Source organism: Sorangium sp. KYC3313 (assembly GCF_052075895.1).
Classification (GTDB): Bacteria; Myxococcota_A; Polyangia; order Polyangiales; family Polyangiaceae; genus Sorangium; species Sorangium cellulosum_B.
In genome coordinates, this window is the sequence record NZ_CP197255.1 from 2,076,028 (window position 1) to 2,097,006 (window position 20,979).

The 20,979-nt window shown below is 72.7% G+C and carries 15 protein-coding genes; 6 read left to right on the top strand and 9 right to left on the bottom strand.

What is annotated here, in order from left to right:
• Positions 1 to 2 precede the first annotated feature (2 nt).
• A complete protein-coding gene (locus ACSRUE_RS08125) occupies positions 3 to 686 on the bottom strand; it encodes a DsbA family protein (protein WP_441290517.1) in 684 nt (227 codons plus the stop codon).
• Positions 687 to 1,067: 381 nt separating this feature from the next.
• Between ACSRUE_RS08125 and ACSRUE_RS08130 the strand changes: the two genes are divergently transcribed.
• Entirely contained in the window at positions 1,068 to 4,004 is a 2,937-nt protein-coding gene (locus tag ACSRUE_RS08130) for an Eco57I restriction-modification methylase domain-containing protein (protein WP_441290518.1), read from the top strand.
• Between the two features lie 75 nt (positions 4,005 to 4,079).
• Here the strand turns inward: ACSRUE_RS08130 and ACSRUE_RS08135 are convergent, their stop codons facing one another.
• Both ACSRUE_RS08135 and ACSRUE_RS08140 read right to left on the bottom strand, forming a co-directional pair.
• Positions 4,080 to 4,550, bottom strand: a complete 471-nt coding sequence (locus ACSRUE_RS08135) for a response regulator (RefSeq protein WP_437295895.1) — start codon at positions 4,548 to 4,550, stop codon at positions 4,080 to 4,082.
• 457 nt (positions 4,551 to 5,007) lie between these two features.
• Positions 5,008 to 7,329 (bottom strand): SdrD B-like domain-containing protein, encoded by a 2,322-nt coding sequence (locus ACSRUE_RS08140; RefSeq protein WP_441290519.1) that lies wholly within the window; start codon positions 7,327 to 7,329, stop codon positions 5,008 to 5,010.
• 917 nt (positions 7,330 to 8,246) lie between these two features.
• On the opposite strand from ACSRUE_RS08140, the gene ACSRUE_RS08145 reads away from it, so the two are divergent.
• The 3 genes from ACSRUE_RS08145 (at position 8,247) to ACSRUE_RS08155 (ending at position 12,002) form a co-directional block, all read left to right on the top strand.
• A complete protein-coding gene (locus ACSRUE_RS08145) occupies positions 8,247 to 9,683 on the top strand; it encodes a hypothetical protein (protein ID WP_441290520.1) in 1,437 nt (478 codons plus the stop codon).
• Positions 9,684 to 9,895: 212 nt separating this feature from the next.
• Positions 9,896 to 11,812, top strand: a complete 1,917-nt coding sequence (locus tag ACSRUE_RS08150; protein ID WP_441290521.1) for a zinc-ribbon domain-containing protein — start codon at positions 9,896 to 9,898, stop codon at positions 11,810 to 11,812.
• A 43-nt stretch (positions 11,813 to 11,855) separates the two neighbouring features.
• Positions 11,856 to 12,002: a hypothetical protein gene (locus ACSRUE_RS08155; protein WP_441290522.1), complete on the top strand. Its 147-nt coding sequence runs from the start codon at positions 11,856 to 11,858 to the stop codon at positions 12,000 to 12,002.
• 15 nt (positions 12,003 to 12,017) lie between these two features.
• Here the strand turns inward: ACSRUE_RS08155 and ACSRUE_RS08160 are convergent, their stop codons facing one another.
• Both ACSRUE_RS08160 and ACSRUE_RS08165 read right to left on the bottom strand, forming a co-directional pair.
• Positions 12,018 to 13,748, bottom strand: a complete 1,731-nt coding sequence (locus tag ACSRUE_RS08160; RefSeq protein WP_441290523.1) for a DUF3344 domain-containing protein — start codon at positions 13,746 to 13,748, stop codon at positions 12,018 to 12,020.
• Positions 13,745 to 15,577, bottom strand: a complete 1,833-nt coding sequence (locus tag ACSRUE_RS08165; protein ID WP_441290524.1) for an OmpA family protein — start codon at positions 15,575 to 15,577, stop codon at positions 13,745 to 13,747. Before ACSRUE_RS08165 ends, ACSRUE_RS08160 begins: the two co-directional genes overlap by 4 nt.
• Positions 15,578 to 16,354: 777 nt before the next feature.
• On the opposite strand from ACSRUE_RS08165, the gene ACSRUE_RS08170 reads away from it, so the two are divergent.
• Together ACSRUE_RS08170 and ACSRUE_RS08175 are read left to right on the top strand one after the other, a co-directional pair.
• Positions 16,355 to 16,903, top strand: coding sequence for an HD domain-containing protein (locus ACSRUE_RS08170; RefSeq protein ID WP_437763542.1), 549 nt, complete (start codon positions 16,355 to 16,357; stop codon positions 16,901 to 16,903).
• A 443-nt stretch (positions 16,904 to 17,346) separates the two neighbouring features.
• Entirely contained in the window at positions 17,347 to 17,733 is a 387-nt protein-coding gene (locus ACSRUE_RS08175; protein ID WP_437763543.1) for an SPW repeat domain-containing protein, read from the top strand.
• A gap of 16 nt (positions 17,734 to 17,749) precedes the next feature.
• On the opposite strand, the gene ACSRUE_RS08180 is transcribed toward ACSRUE_RS08175, so the two are convergent.
• From ACSRUE_RS08180 to ACSRUE_RS08195, 4 genes are all read right to left on the bottom strand, one after another.
• Positions 17,750 to 18,952 carry an exo-beta-N-acetylmuramidase NamZ family protein gene (locus tag ACSRUE_RS08180; protein ID WP_437763544.1) on the bottom strand — a complete coding sequence of 401 codons (1,203 nt, stop codon included), beginning with the start codon at positions 18,950 to 18,952 and terminating at the stop codon, positions 17,750 to 17,752.
• An 83-nt stretch (positions 18,953 to 19,035) separates the two neighbouring features.
• Positions 19,036 to 19,914: a tRNA pseudouridine(38-40) synthase TruA gene (gene truA / locus ACSRUE_RS08185; RefSeq protein WP_441290525.1), complete on the bottom strand. Its 879-nt coding sequence runs from the start codon at positions 19,912 to 19,914 to the stop codon at positions 19,036 to 19,038.
• 21 nt (positions 19,915 to 19,935) lie between these two features.
• Positions 19,936 to 20,349 (bottom strand): hypothetical protein, encoded by a 414-nt coding sequence (locus ACSRUE_RS08190; protein WP_441290526.1) that lies wholly within the window; start codon positions 20,347 to 20,349, stop codon positions 19,936 to 19,938.
• Between the two features lie 10 nt (positions 20,350 to 20,359).
• Positions 20,360 to 20,902, bottom strand: a complete 543-nt coding sequence (locus tag ACSRUE_RS08195; protein WP_441290527.1) for an AgmX/PglI C-terminal domain-containing protein — start codon at positions 20,900 to 20,902, stop codon at positions 20,360 to 20,362.
• Positions 20,903 to 20,979 lie beyond the last annotated feature (77 nt).

Consider the following 20,979-nt stretch of genomic DNA (forward strand, 5'->3'; position numbering starts at 1 on the left):
GTTCACCCGGGCGGTCGCGGCTCGAGCATGAACTGCTCTATCGCGCGGGAAATCGGCTCGGGCGACATCGAGGTGAGGCGGAGCCGGCGGGGCTCCTGCCCCTCCCGGATCAGGAACAGCGCCGGCACGCCCCGGACCTGGAGAGCCGCCGCCTCGGCCCGCGCGGCCTCGAGCTGCTGCGCGACCTCCGGGCTGTCGCGCTGCGCCATCGCCTGCTCTGCGTCCACGCCCGGCACCTCGGAGGCGACGCGCAACAGGAGCTCGTCCGTGATCACCGGGCGCTCGCGCGCCTGGAGCCGGAAGAAGCGGTCGACGAAATCAAAGAGCCGATCCTGCATCCCGACCGCGGCGGCCATGCGCGCGGCCTGCACGGAGCTCGAACCGAGGAACGCGAGATTCCGGAATACGAGCTTCACCTGCTTCGTCCTCACATGCCGTTCGAGGATCGCCGGCAAGATCTCGAGCCCGTAATCCCGGCAATGCGAGCAACGCAGATCGGAGAACTCGACGAGCGTGATCGGCGCGCTCGGCTCCCCGAGGACGATGCCGTCCTGGGGAATGCCGGAATAGAGGTCAATCCCACCGGTGAGCGCGCCGGTGGGCTCCTGCACCGTCGCCTCGCCGGGGTCGTGGCACGCCGAGATCCCGAGCAGGAGCGCGGCGAGCAGGGCGCCGCGCCGCGCCACGGAGCCAGCGCGCGAGTTGCGTGAATGAGCGAGTGCGTATCGTTCGAACAGCTCAGGATTCATTCTCGAGCATGCGGCACGAACCGTACCCCGATGGCCGCGTGTGAGAGATGCTTTCACGAGGATCTCGGTAAACCGTGCTGGGTGAGGACCTCCAGGCGAGGAAGGACTCCTCTCCAGGGCGCCGCGCGCCGCGCGGCGCGAGGCGCGACACCGGCAAGCGCCGGGACCGCCGGAAGGGGTCAGGACATGGAGGTCCTCTCTCGGCGTTCCTCCCGCCGCGGCGTCGCGCGGCGGTGCGCCCGGCGCGGGCCGGCGCGACGCCGCGCCGGGGCGCTTGCCTGCACCCGGTCCCATCCGCAATGCTGTTGCGGAACCTGCGTGTCCTCGGAATGCCCTCAGCTCAGCGCCGCCCTCCTGGGCCGCGACCGTGAACGGGGCGACGCCTTCGCCCCGCGCGGCGCCGCGAAGCGAGCGGGCGCGCCCCCAGATGGATCCGCGCCGTCCGCCGACGGCGTGGCGCGGCAGCTCCGCGAGCAGGCGCAGGGCGCGCTCGGCGAGGTCCTCCGCGGCTTTCAGGCGGCGGATCCGCAGGGCGGCGGCGTCGCGTGCGCCGGCTCCGCCGAGGGGCGGCGGCGCCTCCGCGCCGGCCTCGTGTCCGCGTTGATGCGGCTCATCTTCCTCCTCTACGCCGAGGCGCGCGGCCTGCTCGCCGGCGTGGAAGGCGGCGGCGCGCCGCTCGCCCGGCTCTGCGAGGAGCTCGAGGAAGAACGGCGACGGCGGGGAGGCGACCTCGAGCGCCGCCACGGCGCGTGGGCGAGGATCGCGGCGCTCTTCCGCGCGCTCCGTGATCGCGGCCCCGGGGGCGCGCGCGGCGGCCTCTGCGATCCGGACGCCCATCCCTTCCTGGAGGGGAGACCGTGGCTCAGCGACGGCGCGCTCCACCGGGTGCTCTCGGCGCTCCTCGTGCACGACGGCGCGCCGTTGCGCTACGGCGAGCTCGAGGTCGAGCACCTCGGCACGCTTTACGAGGGCCTCCTCGCGCTCGACCTCGAGATCGCCGAGGGCGAGTCGATGGCGCTCTTGCCGTCGCACGTCGTCGTGGATCTGGAGGCGCTCCTCGTCCTCCCCGGCCGTGACCGACTCGCGCGGCTCGAGGAGGTGGCGGACCTGAAGCTCGGCGCGCGGCTGGCCGCGCGCGTCGCCGCGGCCGGCAGCGTGGCCGAGCTGTCGCAGGCGCTCGCGCGCCGCGCGTCCCCGCGGCAGCCGGACCGGCTCGCGCGGGGCGCGCTCTATCTCCAGCCGGGGCAGCTCCGGCGGCGCGCGGGCTCGTACTACACGCCGCGGGAGATCACGTCGCATGTCGTCGAGCGCACGCTGTCGCCGCTGCTCGACAGGGACGGCCGGCCGGCGGCGCCCGCGGAGGTCCTCGCGCTCGCCGTGTGTGATCCCGCGATGGGGTCGGGCGCGTTCCTGGTGGAGGCATGCCGCCAGCTCGCCGCGCGCCTCGTCGATGCATGGCAGCGCGCCGGCGCGGCGCCGCCCCTCGCCCCCGGCGAGCCGCCGCTCCCTCGCGCCATGGCGCTCGTGGCGGAGCGCTGTCTGCACGGCGTCGACCTCGACCCGCTCGCGGTCGACCTCGCCAGGCTATCGCTGTGGCTCGTCGTGCAGGACGCGCGCCTCCCGCTGAGCTTCCTCGACGGCAAGCTCCGCTGCGGCGATAGCCTCATCGGCGCCGAGCGCGCGGAGGTCGGCGGCTTCCCGTCCGCCGCGAGGCTGCCCCGCGGCCCCGGGGAGCGGCAAACGCGGCGGGCCCTGCTGCGGCAGGCTCCTGCGCCCCCGCGGCCGGAGGGCGCGCCGCCGGAGGGCGCGCGGCCGGAGGGCGCGCCGCTGGAGCGCGCACCGCCGGAGCGCGCACCGCCGGAGCGCGCACCGCTGGAGCGCGCACCGCCGGAGGGCGCCGAAGGAGCGCCCCGCGACGGGTCCGGGGGCGCCGAGGGAGCGGATCAGGCGGCGCTCGACGCCTGGATGGCCCTGTGGTTCTGGCCGCCGGCGGGCGAGCTCGCGGCCCTGGCGCCGGCGCCGGCCACGTTCGCGCGTTACATGGCCGCCGCGCGCGAGCCGGCCGATCCGCGGGCGGCGCTGGCGCGGCGTATCGCCGAGGAGCGCCGGTTCCTGCACTGGGAGCTCGCGTTCCCCGGCGTCTTCGATCGCTCCGAGCCGGGCTTCGACGCCGTGATCGGCAATCCGCCCTGGGTCGCGTACGTCGGCCGCGCGGCGCAGCCGATCGCGCCCGAGGTCTTCCACCTCCACCTCCGGAGGAGCCCGGCGTTCCACGGCTACCGCTCGCTGCACGGCCTGTTCGTGCACCGGGCCGCGGCGCTGCTGCGGCCGGGCGGACGGCTCGGCCTCGTCATCCCGACGTCGGTGTCGGATCTCGATGGATACGGCCCGACGCGGCGCGCGCACGACGCGCTCTGCGCCGTGGACTCGGATCTTCCGAGCTTCGGCAGCGACGCCTTCGACGGCGTGTTCCAGCCGTGCATGGGCCTCCTCTCGACCCGCCTCGCCCCCGCCGCCGCGCGGGCGGCGGAGGCCGCCTCGTGGCCGCTCGCGCGTTCGGATCTCGACGTCGTGTCCCGCCGGCTCCTCGAGCGGCTCGGCGCGCTGCCCCCGCTGCCGGCGGCCCTGTTCGGCGAGCGCGGGTTTCAGACGACGGCCGAGGACGCCGAGCGCATCCGGCGCGCGGACGCCCCGGAGCCGCCGTACACCTGCCCCATCCGGGAGGGCGCCGACGTGGGCGAGCTGATCGCGCGCGCGCCGCGCCACCACGTCGATCGCGCCGGCGTGAAGGGCCGCTTCCGGAAGGACGAGGACTGGAAGGCGGTGCGGCTGCTCATCCGCCAGACCGCCCGCTATCCGATCGCCGCGCTGAGCGACGGCCTCCCGTTCCGCAACTCGATCCTGGCCGGCTTCTCCGACGCCACCTGGAGCGAGTTCGCGCTGCTCTGTTACCTCAACTCCTCTCCCGTCCGCTGGTGGCATTACACGCGTCACCGGGACGCGCGCGAGGGCATGCCGCAGGTGAAGATTGCGCACCTGCGTGCGATCCCTGCGCCCCTGCCGGCGGGAGCCGCCCTGATCGCGGCGCTCGACGCGCTCGGACGGGAGCTCGGCCCGGCGAACGCGGGCCTGCCGGACGACGCCCGGCGCCGCCTGGACGGGATGGTGGCGGACATGCTGGAGATGACCGAGGAGGAGCGGGGCTGTGTCGTGCGCTGGGCGGCGGCGACCCCCCTCCCGCGGCCGGACGGCTGAGCGGCGGCCGAGGCGCGCGGAGGAGCGCTCCCTCGTCGGTCCTCGTCGGTCCTCGTCGGTCCTCGTCAGTCCTCGTCAGTAACCGCCGTCGAAGCCGGGCGCGTCCTTCAGGTTGAACAGCACGCTGCGGAGATCGTCCAGATCGAACGGCTTCTCGAAGACGGCCGAGGCGCCCAGGCTGCGCGCGGTCGCATGGAGGTGCGGGTGGCCGAACGCCGTGATCAGGATGACCGGCGGCCGCCGCCTCACCTCGGCGAGGCCCTCCAGGATCTCCATCCCTGAGAAGCAGGGCATCTGGATATCGCTGACGATCGCGTCGATCGGCTTCGGGGGCTCGTTCCCACCGAGGCAGGGCGCCACCTTGTCGAGCAGCTCGAGGCCGTTTCGCGCCTCGGACACCTCGAACCCGTCGCTGCGGAGCGCCATGGCGATCGTGGACCGGAAGTCCTCGTCGTCTTCAGCCAGGACGATATGCTGACCTTTGCCGAACAAACCGCAAGGCGGGACCAAGGGCTTATCGCCAATCCAGCTTTCCGTCAGGTTCATGGCAACTTCTCCTTTTCTGGCCCGCCAAACGCTGCGTCATTGGACCGTCTACCGCGGTCCTCGGAGCTCAGCCCCGCAGGATTTGCAGCGCCCGTGCCATGCTGTCCTGTCTTGCGGTGGAGCGGTCTCGACGGGCTCGACCCCGCTCCTTGGCGGGGCGCTGTTCGAGGCGTAGGCGGCGCCGGCAGGGGCTCCCTCCGGGGTGGCAGGGGCAATTTGCCGCGCCAGGGGCAGAACACGCCCATGCGGGGGTGTGGGGATGTCCAGGGGCGTCGAGGGACGTCCCGTCCTGAGGAGGGACGTCCCGTCCTGAGTACGAGGCGGCCCCGCTGCCAGGGGTGAGGAGAGCTACGGCGGAGGGGAGGGGGGAGGCGAGGAGGGGCTGGGCCAGCGTCGGCGGCTCTCCAGGCTGGTCGCTTGGAGCGGGCGCTGGCCCGGGGGCGCTCGCGCCTACGTCTCAGCGGCCGCAGCCGCGGTGATGGTCGCGATCGTTGCGGTTGTCCTCGCAGTCGAGGTCGTCGCGGTGGGGGGCGCAGAGATAGCCGTTGTTGTACTTGTCGAGCATCTCGGACAGCGGCTTGCCGGTCACCCACGGCGCGTTCCTGCTGCAATTGTCCTTCACGTTGCTGCCGAGCTTGTACTTCTTGAGCCAGGCGTCGGCCTTGGCGATGGTGTCCTCGATGCAGCTCGACCGGTTGCCGATACCGACGTTGAGCTTGGCGACGATGAGGTGCTTCGCGATGATGTAAGTGACGTCACCCTTGGTGGGGCGGCTGATGATGTCGAGGAGCTGGGACTTCGTATAGGTCTTGCCGCCGATGGTCAGCTTCGTGATCTTCCAGGCGCTCTCGTGGTTCTTCCAGTAGCCGGGGGAGCCGGTGCCGGGGGACGAACACTTGCAGACGCCGCAGTCGGCCGCGCAGCTCGAGCAGTTCTCGACGCCCGCCTTGCAGACTCCATCGCCGCAGACGGGCGGGCAGGCGCCGCAGTCGGCCGCGCAGCTCGAGCAGGTCTCACCGGCCTCGCAGACGCCGCTGCCGCAGACCGGCGGGCAGACGCCGACGTCGCTCGGGCACTCGAGGCAGTTCTCGCCGGGCTCGATGACGCCGTTGCCGCAGACCGCGGGGCAAGCGCCGCAGTCGCCGGTGCAGTTCGAGCAGTCCTCGCCGTTCTCGCAGACGTTGTTGCCGCAGACCGCGGGGCAGGCGCCGCAGTCGTCCGAGCAGGTGCCGCAGTCCTCGCCGGCCTCGCAGGTGCCGTTGCCGCAGACCGGCGGGCAGGCGCCGCAGTCGTCCGAGCAGGTGCCGCAGCTCTCGCTGGCGTCGCAGGTGCCGTCGCCGCAGACAGGCGCGCAGACGTCGCAGTCGGCGCTGCAGCTCCCGCAGTCCTCGCCGATCTCGCAGGTGCCGTTGCCGCAGACCGGCGGGCAGGTGCCGCAGTCGAGAGCGCAGCTGGAACAGCTCTCGTCGCCGCCGCAGACGCCGTTGCCGCAGGAGAGCTGGTAGCCGAAGTCCGCGTCGAGCAGGTCCTGGGCCCAGCCGAGCGAGACAACGCCCACGTTGTCGAGCCCGCCGTCGGGGTCGGCCGTCGGCTCCTGTCCGGCGAGCGGACCGCTCGCCATGAAGTTGTCGGGCGTGATGACCACCGAGTAGGTGCCCGCCGGGAGCGTGTCGAAGAGGTAAAAGCCGGGCTGGCCGGTGTAGGGGCTCGTGCCGGTGACGGTGAAGTCGATCAGCTGGGCCCCCTGGAACAGCTCGACACGGACGCCGTTGACGCCGAGCTCGCCGGTCTCCGGCTCGTAGAGCCCGTCGGCGTCGCTGTCGAGCCACACGGTGTCGCCGATCGACGAGTACGTCACGTAGCCGAAGTCGGCGTTGGCCACGTTCTCACCCGCGTCGAGGGACACGCCGAGCGGCTCGTCGTCGCTGGTCAGGATATGGCCGAGCGGGAGCGTCGCGTCGTCGACGTCGACGACGTAACAGCCCGCGTCGAGCTCGGTGAAGCGGTAGACGCCGTTCGCGCCGGTCACGGCCGTCTGGAGCAGGGCGCCGTCGGCGACGCCGTCGCAGTTCGCGTCGCCGAAGAGGTCGACGACGACGCCGGAGATGCCGAGCTCGGAGGCGTCCTCGATGCCGTCCGCGTTCGCGTCGAACCACACCTTGTCGCCGATCGAGCCCTTCGGCGCCGTGTAACAGACCTCGAGGAGAGGCCGGTAAGACTCATCGGTGTGGGCGCTGCCCTTGTACGACGTCTTCCCGCTGGCGCCCTCCTCGAGGAGGATCCCGTGGCTCGGCGCCGTCCCGTTCACCCAGTCCTGCACGATCCCGGTGAGATCGACCGAGCTCCACCCGGTGACGTTGGGCACGAACGAGGTGAACGCGGCGGGGTCCATGCCGCCGAAGTTGTTCCACGTGACGAGCTCCTCGCTCCAGGGGGCGAGCACCTGGTGGACGTACACGGTCTGCGCGGTGCTCGTGTACGTCTGGGCGTAGAACGTGGCCGACGTGACGAGAGAGCCGGCGGGGATGGGGCTGAGATCGAAGCGGAACAGGGCGCGCTTCTCTCCGACCGAGCTGGAGTACCCGGTGTTGACCTCGAACGGGGACGGGACGTGGTAGCTCGGGGCGAGGCTCCAGATCTCGGCGTTGTAGACGTCGCCCAGGACACCCCGCTTGATCACGGTGCACGTGGGAGACGGAGCGGTCGTGTTGGCGAGGCTGGTGGCGGTGATGAACAGCGTGGCGAGCGCGGCAGAAGATGCGATTACGAACTGCTTCATTGGTAGCTCCTCGAGGTCCTCACGGGTGAACCATTGCTGGAGCGTCATCCGGACAGCAGGCACCATGACACACGGGTCAGGCGAGGTCGGTTTCGCGGGCTCCGGTCGGAATGAGCCCCCGCGGGCTGATCAGGATCGGATCAAGTACGCGGGTGCTTGTGCTTCGATCGGAGAGCGGATGCGCAAGGTAACAGGGTGTAAGTTAGCAACTCAGAGGTCGAGATGTCCAGATCTTTTTGGCGGCAGGTGCGAGAAAAGTATCGAGTTGCAAGGTGACAATTTTGGGTCGCGCAGTGACGCTTTTGGGCTGCTTACGGTTCACGGAGACGAGCGCAGTCTGGCGCATCGAGCTCGATGGCCAGATCACTCGCCAGCTCGACGGGTCGGTGCGCAGCTCGCGGTTCGCTGGGGGCGCGCTGGGCGCTCGGCGGCGTGAGGCGATGCTTGGCACGACTGCGGAAAGTTGCCCCGGAGCGGCAGAAAACCGCCAAGCCGCCAAGGACGCCAAGGGGAGAGGGGAAGGGCGCCGTCCGGGCATCCCGCATCCCCCCCCGATTCCCCGGTTTTCTTGGCGCCCTTGGCGGCTTGGCGGTTCCCTTCCCCGGTCGACCTCCCGCAGTGGGGTTAGCAGCCCTCTCCGACCCTCCGCAGGGGTCGAGGGACGAACAGGATCGGATCAGGTACGCGGGAGTTCCTGACGAGATTTGATGCAGAATGCGCACGGGACCATTTTTCAAGATAACGAGTCTTCGCTTCGCCTGTCTAGATCCTTTTTCGAGGGTGTGAGCTTTTTTGTGTGGCTCTGGGTCCTCGCGTGCGGGTCGGCCCGGGCGTTGCGTGTCGGGCCGCACGGCGCCGCGGGCGGCGCTTCGAGCCTGCGGCTGACGCCCGCGCGCGGGCGCTGCTACGGTTCGCCTGTGCGACGCCCGCTGCTCGCCTCGTCGGCCCTGCTCCACGCGCCTCGCCTTGCGTCGCTCGCATCGCTCGCGTCGCTCGCGTCGCTCGCGTTCATTTTCCTCGCCGTCGCCATCCCCCGCGCGGGCGCCGCGCAGGACCTGCCGACGCTGAGCGGGGCCTGGACCGCGAGCGCCCTCGCTGAACAGTGGTCGGTCTCCGCCTGGGGGCAGGCGTGCGGGCCCAGGCCTCGCCCGCAGGGCGCCCCGGGCGGCGCCGTGCAGATCCAGCAGCACGGCTCGGAGCTCTCGATCTCGGGCGCCGGACGGTCGTGGAGCACCGCCGAGTGCTGGGAGCAGATGCCCGGGCTCGCGCGGAGCAAGCACTCGGCGTCCGGCAACGCGCGCTCCTGGCAGACCCGCTGCACGACGCCGGCCAGCGATCCCCGCCGCGCCGTGGTCACCACCACGACCCAGGCGACCGACGCCAGCATCAACATGGTGGAGACAGGGCAGTACCAGTTCATCATCCAGGACACGACCTGCAGCGCGTCCGTCACGAGGACGCGGACCTACACGCTCGTCCGGCGCGAGGGCGAAGCGCCCCCCGCGGCGAGCACCCCGCCGCCGGCGGCGAGCGCTCCGCCGCCGGTCGTGAGCGCTCCGTCCGCGGCGCCCGCCGCAGCCGAGAAGAAGCCCGCGGCCTCGCGCTCCTGCGACGCCCCCGGCGAGCCGGCGCGCCTCGAGGTCACGCCGTCGCGCAAGCTCATGCGGCCGGGCGAGCGCTTCCAGTTCCGCGCGCTCGTCATGGATGCGGCGGGGTGCGCGCTCCCGACGAGGCCCACGTGGTCGATCGCGCCGGGGCCGCTCGCGTCCGCCGCGACGGTCGACGCGACAGGCGCCCTCTCGCTCGGCGCCGGCGCGGGCGAGGGGGCGCTCGGCCTCGTCGCGTCCGTCGCCGGTAAGGGGGTGACCGTCGCGATCGAGGTGACGAGCCCGGATCGTTACGACGCGCTCCTCGCGGCGAGCGGGCTCAACGAGGCCGGCGAGAGCGAGCAGGCCGCCGTCGTCGTGATCGCGGCCGGCACCATCGGCGGGCGCACGACCTCGGGCGAGGACCTGGGACGACAGCGCAAGAACCTGTTCGTGGCCATCGTGGGCGGGGTCGCGGCCTGCCTCGGCTTTGCCGGGTTGATCCTGCTCCGCCGAGGCCGCCGGCGGGCAGGCGAAGTGGAAGGCCCGGCCTCCACCGCCGGCGCCGGCGAGCGCGACAGCGCAGGCGCCGAGGGCGCGCCGGCGCCCTCGGGGGCCTCGCCCGCGGGCGCCGCAGGGTCAGCCACGGCGCCGCTCCGGCCGGCGCCGCGGGTTCGTGGAAAGATCTGCCCAACCTGCGGCGACCGCTATCCGAGCGAGGCGATGTTCTGCGGGAAAGACGGCACGCAGCTGCTGCTGCTCAATTGATCGCGCCACACTGCGCGCGCCGCGCGCGGACGTGGGCGCGCGCTGCGTCATCGCGCGGCGCTGCGCCGGCGGCGATCATAAAAGAGGTCGCCGCCTTGATCGGCCTCGCGCCATCCCGCTATTCTGCGTCGACCGACCGGGCCGCGTGATTGTGCGCGTGTGTGGTCGTTGAACCCATGCCCGCATGCCGGAACGGGAAGGGCGACAGTCGCATGAAGATTACGTGTGAGTCGTGCCAGGCCAAGTACACGATTGCCGACGAGAAAGTCGTCGGCAAGACGGTCAAGATCAAATGCAAGAAGTGCAACCACTCCATGGTGGTCCACGGCGCGAATGAGGCTGCCCCGGCCGCACCGCAGGACGCGACCGTGGAGCAGCAGGGCGCCCTGTCGGATGACGCCGACGCGAAGCTCGTGGCCGACGTGGGCGGCGCGCCCGCGGCGGCGCCCGACACGTGGACCGTCAACGTCGCCGAGGGCGACGAGCGGACCATGACGACCGCCGAGCTCGTGGCCGAGTACGCGCGCGGAGGCCTGAGCAACGACACGTACGTGTGGAAGGACGGGATGGGCGACTGGCTGCCGATCGCCAGCGTCCCGGAGCTCAAGGAGCGCTTCTCCTCGCAGGAAGACGCGGCGCCCGCGCCCGCAGCCGCCGCGGCGGCGCCCGCTGCCGCGGCGTCCGCGATCGCGACGCCCATGCCCGCTGCCGCGGCCGCCCCTGCTGCAGCTGCGCCGGCGGCGGCAGCGGCGCCGCCCGCAGCGGTCTCTGCGCCGGCCGTCGCTCCGGCGCCTGCGGCTGCAGCTGCGCCGGTCCCCACGGCTCCGGCGGCTGCTGGGCTCAGGTTCGGGCCCGAGGGGACCGTGGTCATGAAGGACTCGCGGCGCGCCCTGAACCAAGCGGGGGCCGCGACCCCGGCGCCTGCAGCCGTCGCATCGGCGAAGGCGCCGGAAGCCGCGGCGCCGGCGAGCCCAGCGGCCGCGGCGCCGGCCCCGGCCGGCGCACCGGCGCCGGCGGTCGCGCGTCGCGCGGCCCGGGGGGCCGCGGTCGACGTCTTCAGCGCCGCGGAGCGCGCCGAGGACCCCGCCGCGTCCTCCCCGCCGCCGGGCCTCGATCGCCAGGTGGGCGAGCGCAACGAGAACTCGGTCCTCTTCTCGCTCTCGGCGCTCACCGCGACCGAGAACGCGGCGGCGGCCAAGCAGAACGACGAAGACGAGCTCCCGTCGGGCCGGCGTCCCTCGAACCGCCCCTCGAAGAACAACGGTCGAGCCGGCTATGACGACCTGCTGAACCTCGGCGGCGGTCCCATCGCCTCCGCGCCGATGCTCGCGCCGCCGCCGTTGCTGGCGCCGGTGACGGACTCGCGGCCGCCTCCCTCGATGTCGCTTCCGTCCAAGGCGTCGGTGCCGCCCGCGTCGCTCTCGTCGCTCTCGCCGCTCACGGCGCCGGACGCCTCGACCAGGAAGGGCCGCACGGGTCTGATCGCGGCCGCGGTCGCCGCGGTCGTGCTGATCGGCGGCGTCGCCTTCTTCTTCATGCAGTCGCCGACGCCGGAGGCGTCGACGGCCACGCCGGAGCAGGCGAACACGGCCCCCGCCGAGGTGCCGAGCCCTGCGGAGACGGCGCCGGCGCCGGCGCCGACGCCTGCCGAGACCGCTGCGGCCGCAACGCCGTCCACGGCGGAGACGGCGGCGCCGTCCGCGGAGCCCACCCCCAGCGCCGAGGCCCCGAGCGCCGCGACGCCTGCTGCCGCGACGCCCGCCGCGGCGACGCCCCCTGCGGCGGGGAAGCCGGCGTCCGCGCCCGCCGCCGCGGCGGAGAAGCCGGCGTCGAAGCCGGAGCCGGCGGCGTCCAGTGGCGCCGAGTTCAACCGTGGCGCCGCGAGCTCGGCGCTCGGCGCGGCCGCTGGCTCTGCCAAGAGCTGCAAGAAGGCCGGCGGACCGACCGGGACCGGCAGGGTCAAGGTCACCTTCGCGCCGAGCGGCAGCGTCACGTCGGCCGAAGTCCAGGGGGCGCCGTTCGCCGGGACCAGCGTCGGCGGCTGCGTCGCCAGGCTGTTCCGCAGCGCGCGGGTGCCTGCCTTCGGCGGGGGCTCGGTCACCGTCAGCAAGTCCTTCACCATCAACTGATCGCGGCCCGAGCGCGGGCGCGCCCGTGAGAGGGCGGAGCGCGTTGCTCGAGCAGCTCCGGCTGCGCTTCGGCGAGCTGCCGCAGCCGATCGAGGCGCGCCTCCGCGCCGCCGGCGCCGCGCAGATCGAAGGCTGGACCGAGCGCGGGCTCACCGCGCCCACGCTCGACGACGCCCTGGCCGAGCGCTGACGCGGCGGTGATCGTCTACCCCCGGCGCCGCCGGCGGAGCAGACCCGCCAGCGCGAGCCCCGCGAGCCAGCCGGCGCTCCCATCCCGGCCCCGCGGGCTGGCCGCGCACGCGCCGAGCATGCCGCTGCCGGCCGCGTAGAAAGACTCCGGCTCCACGGCGAGCTCGGTCGGCGGCGCGCCCGGGGCGTCGCCGTTGCCGTCCGTCGGATCGTCGCTGACCGGCGCGCCGAACGCGCCCGCCGCGGCGATCTTCGCCTGGTTCTTGATGAGGTCCGGCGCGTCCGCGTCGACCGTCACCTCGAAGCGCACCGTGACGCTGCCGTCGACAGGGATGCTCCCGCCTCGCGCGCTGTCCGCCCCGTCCCCGAGCCAGAACGTGATGGTCCGCGTCGCGGGATCGTACTGCCCGAGGTCGTCGCCGGGCGCGTCCGTCTGGGGACCGGCGTTCGGCCCGTCGACGATCGACAGCGATCCAGGGACGAACGTCACCCCGGCAGGCAGCGCGTCCGTCAGCACCGCGCCCACGGCCTCGTCGTTGCCCGTGTTCGTCGCCGTGATGCGGTATTCGACGGCGTCCCCGCGGTAGGTCGGCAGCCCGCCGAGATCCGTGGCCACCTTGCTCGATTTGCTGAAATCAGGGCCATAGTTGGAGATCGACGTCACCCACCCCGCGAGGAAATAGAGCTCGTCCTTGCTCGTGGCGACGAGCGTGGCCCGATCGTCCCCCGGCTTGAGCTTCGCGCTGACATCCACGATGTCGATGTCGACCCCCGACATGCTCTGAGGCGTGCCCGGGATCCTCGGGAGATCGCCCTCCACCGACACCGGCTTTCCGAGCGCCGAACGGGTGCTGTTGAAGAAGTTGTCGGCGGGGTTCAGCTCGTCGCTCAGCGCCTCGGCCAGATCGGGCTTGCCCGGGTTCTTGGGATTGAAGAACACGCTGTCGCCGGTGTTCGAGTTGTCGCCCTCGAACGCGACGATGCCCAGCTTCGCCACGAAGCCGGCGTCGGGCACCTTGAAGCCCGAGAGCTCGACCTGCTGCCATCCCACGTCGGAGACCCGGTCGAGCCCGTCGAACAGCGCGAGGTTGCGCATCGGCGATCTCGGCGCCTCGTAAAACACCACCATCCACCACGCCACGAAGGCCACGTCGTCGTCGCTGTCCCTCACGTCGACGACGTCCACGCCGCCCACCCGGTAAGCCCCGGCGCCGCTCTCCTTCACGATCGAGGTGATGTCGGCGACCGACTGGTAGTTGTGCGACTCGTTGGGTTTCCCCTGGTTGATCACCGTCTCGACCGAGTCGATGGCGGTCACCGTGCCGTCGTAGCCGCCCGCGTGGTGGAGCTCCACCTCCGTATCGGCGCCGGCGGTGTTGCGCGCGGCCCAGTACAGGAACGCGTGCGTCACCGCCGCCCCCTCGGGCAGCGCCAGCACCGCGGTCGTGCGCGCCATCTCCGGGGTGATATCGAGGTTCGCCTCCGCCTTGCCGTCAGAAGGCGAGTCGGACCTCCAGAAGAGATCGGGCCCCGACTCGACGGTCGACTGGCCGCAGGCGCCCATCGTGCCCTCCGTGGGCCTCGGCGTCGCGGAGCGGCACTCCTGCCCGAGCGAGCTCCCGATGAGGGCGAAGTCGCCCTGCTGATCGACCTGTACGCGCAGCTTGGGTTCGGCCGTCGCGCTGGCGGTCGTGAGCCCGATCAGCGTGAGGGACGCGAGCCCCGTGATGCTCAACTGCTTTCTCATCGATCCTCTCCGGTCTCGGCCTGCGGCGTGTACGCGGCCTTCTTGATGATGTTGAACTGGACTCGTCGGTTCCGCTGCCTCCCGGCTTCCGTCGCGTTGTCGTCGATGGGCTGCTCCCGGCCGTAGCCCTGTGCCGTCAGCCGCGTCGAGTCGATGCCGCGGCGGACCAGCGCCGCCATGACGGAGTTGGCGCGGTTCTGCGACAGGATCCTGTTGTGCTCCACGGTGCCGCGGTTGTCGGTGTGGCCCTGGATCTCGATGAGCACGATCTCCGGGTGCTCCTTCAGCACCTCGGCGACCTCGTCGAGCAACGGATCGCTCACCGGCTTGATGGTGGCCTTGTCCGTGTCGAACTGCACCTGCTGGAGGATCACCACGTGCTTCTCGGTGACGCGCACCGCCTTCGGGCAGCCGTTCTTCTCCGGGTCCGGATCCGCGAAGCCCTTCTCCCTCGGGCAGGCGTCGACGTCGTCGCGGAACGTGTCGCCGTCGGTGTCGCGCGGGCAGCCGTTCTTCGCCGGATCCTTCGAGCGGAACCCCTTGACGTCGGGGCAGGCGTCCTCGGCGTCGGCCACGCCGTCGTCGTCCCGGTCCGGCGGGCAGCCGTTCTTCTTCGGGTCGTCGCTGCGCACGCCGGCGACGTCGGGGCAGGCGTCCTCGGCGTCGGCGATGCCGTCGGCGTCGCGGTCCGGCGGCGGCGGCGGGCAGCCGTTCTTCTTCGGGTCGTCGCTGCGCACGCCGGCGACGTCGGGGCAGGCGTCCTCGGCGTCGACGATGTCGTCGGCGTCGCGGTCCGGCGGCGGCGGGCAGCCGTTCTTCTTCGGGTCGCCGCTGCGCACGCCCGGCACGCTCGGGCACGCGTCCTCGGGGTCGCCGATGCCGTCCCTGTCCCGATCGGCCGGCTGCTCGGGCGTGAAGGCGGCCATCGCGACGGCGCGCACGTCCGGCGTCCCGATGCCCGAGGTGATCCCCGGCCCGACGCCGATGCCCGCCTCCATGAAGGGCAGGAATCGATACCTCGCGTCGAGGAGGAGCTCCGCGTTGGTCGAGCGACTGCTGATGTCCTCGAGCACCATCGCGGCGCTGAGCTCCGGCCCCACCTGGAGCCGGCCGTCCAGCGCGAGGAACCCGACGCCGCCGCCCAGCGAGAGCATCGTCCCCTGCGCCACGCCGCCGAACGACTGGGAGCGCCGGACCTCGGTGCCCAGCGCGGTCGACCAGACGAGCCGATCCATGCGGCCGCCGGCCGCGACGTACGGCATCGCCCGGACGCTCCCGTCGCTCACGAACGAGTCGTCCGCGCCGGTCGGCAACCAGAGGTAGGCGCCGACGGCGAGCTGGAACGGGTCATGGTACGTTCCATGGAGCTGCAAGCGCGCGCCGAGCCGCACGTCGCCGAGCGCCGCGCCGCTCGGCGACGGGAACTGCTGGCCGCCGCCGCTCGGGCTGTCCCCGGACTGCAGCGCGGTGAGCGGCGCATCGAGGTCGACGCTCAGCTTGTTCCAGAGCGGGAGCGACGCGCCCAGGTGGAACGTGAGCTGATCGCTGACGACCGCGCCGATCTCGGCGCCGTCGCGCTCGCGCCGCAGGACCAGCGGGTTGCTCGCGTAATCGGCGAGCAGCATCACATGCGGTGTGAGGTGCCCTGCCACGAACGGCGACGGCACGCTGAACATGCGGTCCCCGGCCGGCGCCGGCACGAAGCGGCTCAGGGCCATGCCTCCGGGGTTGACCGGCGCGTCCTGCCCGTACGCAGGCGCGGGAAGGAGAGGGGCGACGACGAGGGCGGCCAGCGCGGCGGCGAGCGAGCGGAGAGGCCAAAGTCTCATGAGGTGGCACCCTGCATCGGCGGGTTTCGCATGACGATATAAGACGCTGTCGCGGACGAGTATACAGGTCGGCAAGTGCGGAGTCTTGAGCAACGAGCGACGTCGTCGGCATGTTCGTAGGACTTGCGCGCACCTCCCCGGACCATTCCCCGACCATTCCGCGCCACCCCAGCGCATTCCCCGATCCGCTGAACGAACGAGAGGCGATCGCGCGCGCGGGCGGCGCGCGCTCCATCCGCAGAGACGCCGCCGCGAGCGGGCGTGCCGAGCGCGCGGAGTCGACCTCGTCGAAGAGCGGATATCCCGCGCTGCGCGCCGGACGACTGGCAGAGAGGGACCGTCGAGTCGCACAGAGGGCCGGGAGAACCCCTCTCGTCGCGGCGGCCCCGGCGCGATGCGGTCCGACTCCAGGGTCGGTCGCTCCAGCCGCCCTCGCGAACGGCCAGCGCGACGGCGCGACCGCTCCGGCGCCCCGTCGCGCTGGCGCGAGGCGGGCGCGCGGGCCGGCAGCGCGGATCGCCGGCGATGCGGCGGCGCGCCGCGCCCCTCGCCCGGCGCGCCCGTCGTGGCGCCTGTCCGCCGCGCAGCCAGCGCGCTCGGCGCGCGCCGCTCACCGGGCTCGTGGCGCGCCGGGCGCTCGAACCGACGCGGCCTTCGACGGCGAGCCTCGAGCGGCGCGGGGTCCGATCCGGACGGAGGACCTGCCGGACGGCACAGGGGGGCGCTCGGGCGCCTGCGCTCTGGACGCCGAGCGGCTATGGTTGGCGGGACATCGCGATGAGCACCCTCCTCAAGCGTGCGCTCGACCAGGCGGCGGTCTGGCATCGAGCCCAGAAGCGCAAGTATCCGAACGCCGACGTCCCCTACATCAGCCACCTCGCCGGCGTGGCGGTCCTGCTCGCGCGCCACGGCTTCGACGAGGAGGTCGTCGCGGCCGGCGCGCTGCACGACGCCATGGAGGACCAGGGCGTCACGTTCGACGAGCTGAGCCAGCGCTTCGGCGATCGCGTCGCCACGCTCGTCCGCCACGTGACCGAGCAGGACAGGGCGCTGCCGTGGGAAGACCGCAAGCGGCTCTATCTCGAGGCGTTCCCGAAGAAGCCCTGGGAAGCGCAGGCGATCACGCTGGCTGACAAGATAGACAACTTCCAGTCGATCATCGTCTGCGCGCGTGAGCACGGCGATCCGTGGTCGATGTTCAAGCGCGGCAGGGACATGCAGATCGCGAGGTTCGAAGAGCTGCGCGCGATGTGCCGCGGCCTGCGGCCGCACCCGCTGCTCGACGAGTACGGGGCCGTGCTCGACGAGCTCCTGTCGACGGGCTGAGCGCCGGATCCGCCGGGGGCTCGGCGACGCGCTCCGGGGCCTCGGGCTCGGCGGCGAGCGGCGCTCCGCCCGCGGCCAGGAGATCGTGGAGACCGAGGCCTCGGAGGCACGGTGTGTCTCGAACGTGCACGACGTGACGGCGACGCGCGCCGGACCCCGGAGAGGCCCTCTCGGGGCTGCGCGCTCGGCGAGAGCAAGCGTGAAGGGGCCAGTGCTCCCGTGAGCCACCCTGCCCCGCTCTGTGCCGGATCGGGCTCACTCGCGCCGTCCGCTCCCTTCTTGTGAGCACGACGAGCACCCCTCCTTACCCGTCCCGGGCGAGCGACAACCACCCTGATCCTGGCCGGCGCTGCGTTCCGGAGCGGCCGGGGCGCGCGCGTCGACAGCCGCTCACCGGCACATGCGATGCACCGGGTGAGGGGAGCTCCTCCAAGGAGGCACCGATGAAGCTTCTATCTCCCCGCCACCATGGATACGTCGATTACGCGATCGTCGTCCTGCTCGCGCTCGCGCCGCTCGCGCTCCGCCTCGATCCGGTGCCCACGGCGGTCTGCTACGTCGCCGCCGTGGCGCACCTCGTCGTGACGCTCCTGTCCGATCAGCCGCTCGGCGCCGCCAGGATGATCCCGTTTTCGGTGCACGGCGCGCTGGAGACCTCCCTCGCCGCCGCGCTCCTCGCGTCCCCCTGGCTGTTCGGGTTCTCCGCAGAGCTCCCGGCGCGGACCTTCTTCGTGGTCACCGGGCTCGCGCTCGTGCTCGTCGCCCTCGGCACGAGGTACTCGACCGGCGCCGCCTCCCGGCAGGCGCCGTACGACCGCTACGACCGCTGAGCCGCGCGGGCGGCGCTCAGCAGGCGGAGACGGCCGCCTGCGCCTCCCGCATCACCTCGGGCCAGGCCGGATCCGCGCGCGACACCTCCAGGGCGATCGCCAGCGGATCCTCGCCGGCCGCGATGGCGAGGCGCGCGGCAGCGGAGCCGGTGAGCAGATCGAAGGCCGGGATCGTGTCGACGTACTCGTACCGCTCGGTGCGGAAGCGGAACTGCTCGGGCTGCTGCCTGCAGGCGAACGCGATGAGCGCGACGTACGTCGCGACCGGGCGGAAGGCGCGCGGATCGGTGACGTGGATCTGGACGCCGCCGCAGGTCTTGCCCGCGTGCTTCTGGAAGGTGGGCCGGAAGGTGAGCGGCCGCGCGACGAAGCCCGGCAGCGCCGTGGACGCGAGGCGCGCGGCGAGATCGCGGCCGTCGAGCCAGGGGGCGCCCACGATCTCGAACGGGCGCGTCGTGCCGCGGCCCTCCGACAGGTTCGTCCCCTCCAGCAGACAGCCGCCCGGGTAGACGAGCGCGGTGTCCGCCGTCGGCATGTTGGGCGACGGCAGGACGAACGGGCGATCCCACCCGGACGCGAGCGCCTCCCGGCGATGACCCTCGACCGCCACGACCTGCAGCCCGCAGGCGACGTCGCCGAGCGGGATGCCCTCGCGCCGCGCGAAGAGCGCGACCAGCTCGCCCACCGTGAGCGCGTGGCGGATGGGCACCGGCTCCAGGCCGACGAACGACAGGAACCCCGGCGCCTGCGTCGCGCCCTCGACGCTCTCCGCCGCGCCCCCGAGGGGGTTCGGCCGGTCGAGCAGCACGACGTGCACGCCCGCCGCGTGGGCCGCTCGCAGCGCGAGGAGCGCCGTCCAGACGAACGTGTAGTACCGCGCGCCGACGTCGGCGAGATCGATGAGGAGCACGTCGATCTGCGCGAGATGCGCCGCGGAAGGCGAGAGATCCTCGAAGCTTTCGCCGTACAGGCTGACGATGCCCGCGCCGGAGCGCGCGTCGACGCTGCTCATCACCGTCGCCATGTCCTGCGCCTCGCCGCCGTAGCCGTGCTCCGGGCCGAAGAAGAGGCACGGGCGCAGGCGGAGGCGCTCGAGGACGAAGGCGATGTGGGTCAGCTCGCGATCGACGCTCGCCGGGTGCGCAAGGACCCCCAGGCGAGTCGAACGGAGGCGCTGGAGCTGCGGAAGATCCGGGAGGCGGTCCAGTCCGACGTGCACCTCGCTGTGCTACCAAGGCCAGCGCGGGCCGTCCATGTGTCCGCGTTGGATTCTGTGTGACGCGCGCGCGGCGACGGGCGGCGTCACTCCTCGGGGGCGCTGTCCGCCGGCGCGCCGGGGTCCATCGGCGCGGCGTCGTCCGCCGAGCCTCCGTCGGAAGGCCCCGCCGGCCAGGCCTCCTGCCCGTCGTCGCGCAGGTGGATGCGCTCGAGGTAGAGCCCGTCCGGCGGCGCCGTGATCCCTGCGTCGCGCCGGTCCAGCGACGAGAGCGCGCGCGCGATCGCGCCGGGCGCGAGGTGGCCGCGCGCCACGTCCATCAAGGTGCCGACCAGGATGCGCACCATGTTGTGCAGGAATGCGTTCCCCTCGACGTCGATCCGCACGACGCGCGGGTCCGCGGGATCGAGCGACAGCTCGACGCCGTACAGCGTCCGCACCGTGGTCGTCCGCTCGTCCGCGCTCGTCCGGAACGCGGCGAAGTCGTGGGTGCCCTTCGCGGCGAGCGCCTCGGCGCGCGCCCGCTCGATCGCCTCGTCCGTGATGCCCTCGACCCGCCAGGCGCGACGGCTGAGGAACGGGTCGCGGACCAGATCCCGGAGGACCAGGTAGCGGTAGCGCTTGCGGAGGCTCTCGAAGCGCGGAGAGAACCCGAGGCGCACCACGGCCGCGCGCCGGATCACGATCTCTTCCGGGAGGTGGCGCGCGGTCGCGAGGACCCAGCCGCGCGGCGGCAGCGGCGCCGCCGTGTCGAAGGCGACCCGCTGGTCGCGCGCGTGGACGCCCGCGTCGGTGCGGCTCGCGCCGCGGATCTCGCGGATGCCGGGGTCGATGACGCGCAGCGCGCCGAGCAGCTCTCCCGAGACCGTGCGCTGGTCGCGCTGGCGGGCGAAGCCCGCGAACGGGCGCCCGTCGTAGGCGACCGAGAGCAGGATCCCCCGGCTCGAAGCGGCGCTCCTCGCCACGGCGCGATCGACGCGCGCGGCCTAGCCGCCGCTCCCCCCGGCGCCGCCCGCGCCGCCCGCGCCGCCCGCGCCGCCGGCAGCACCCGCGCCGCCGGCAGCACCCGTGCCGCCGCTTCCCCCGTCGCCGTCCGAGCCGCCGTCGCCGCCCGTGCTGGCCGAGGAGGTCCGCGACGCATACCCCTTGACACACTCCAGGTTGACGAGGCCCTCCGCGTTCTTGCAGCACTCCTCAGGGGCCGCCAGCTGGCCATTCACCACGCAGGACGGGAGCTGATAGCAACCGTCCGGATCGGTCTCGATTCCCTTGTCGGCGTCGAGGTTGTTGTCACAGAGCGCCGTGGTCCCTTCATCGACGTGGCACGCGGCGCTCTGCAGGACGAGCGGCGCGAGCGCGAGGAGGAGCAAGCTGGCCATCCGGGGGGGGAGCGTTCGCATCGGCTGCTTCCTATTGCTTGATGGTGAAGTTGATCGGAACGTTCACCACGACGCATCCGCTCTGCGGCGGAGGCAATGATTTGCCGCGGAAACGTCCCAGGACGCAAGACGCAATCTCGCCCGACCCCACCGTGTCGTTGAGGATCGAGGCGCTGCACACCGCGCCGTTGGAGGCGACCTGCACGCTCACCGTCAGCTTGCCGGAGACCTCCGAGGTGCGCAGCGCGCGGTTATAACAACCCTGCGCCGAGCGAGCGAGCCCCAGGACGGCGGAGTCGAGCGCGGGCGAGGTCGCGCCGTCGCCGCACTTGCCGGAGCAAGGCGACTTGCCGGTGGTGGCCGGGCCCTGCCCCGACGTGACCTTGCCGGCGTCCACGCCGGCGTCCTCGACCTCCTCGACGGGCGGCGGCGGCGGGGGCGCGAACAGCGGCGGAGGCTCCGCGGGCCTCGTGTCCGCGGGGACAGCGGCGGTCGGCGCGGCGGGCGGCGTGGCCGGCTCCGGGCGCAGCTTCCAGTAGAGCAGGCCCGCCATGAGCGCAGCAAGGACGACCATTCCCGCGATGTAAGGCCCAGGGCCGCCGGATTTTCCCGGGATCTGCTGGGATGACGGAGGCATCGATGCGGACACGT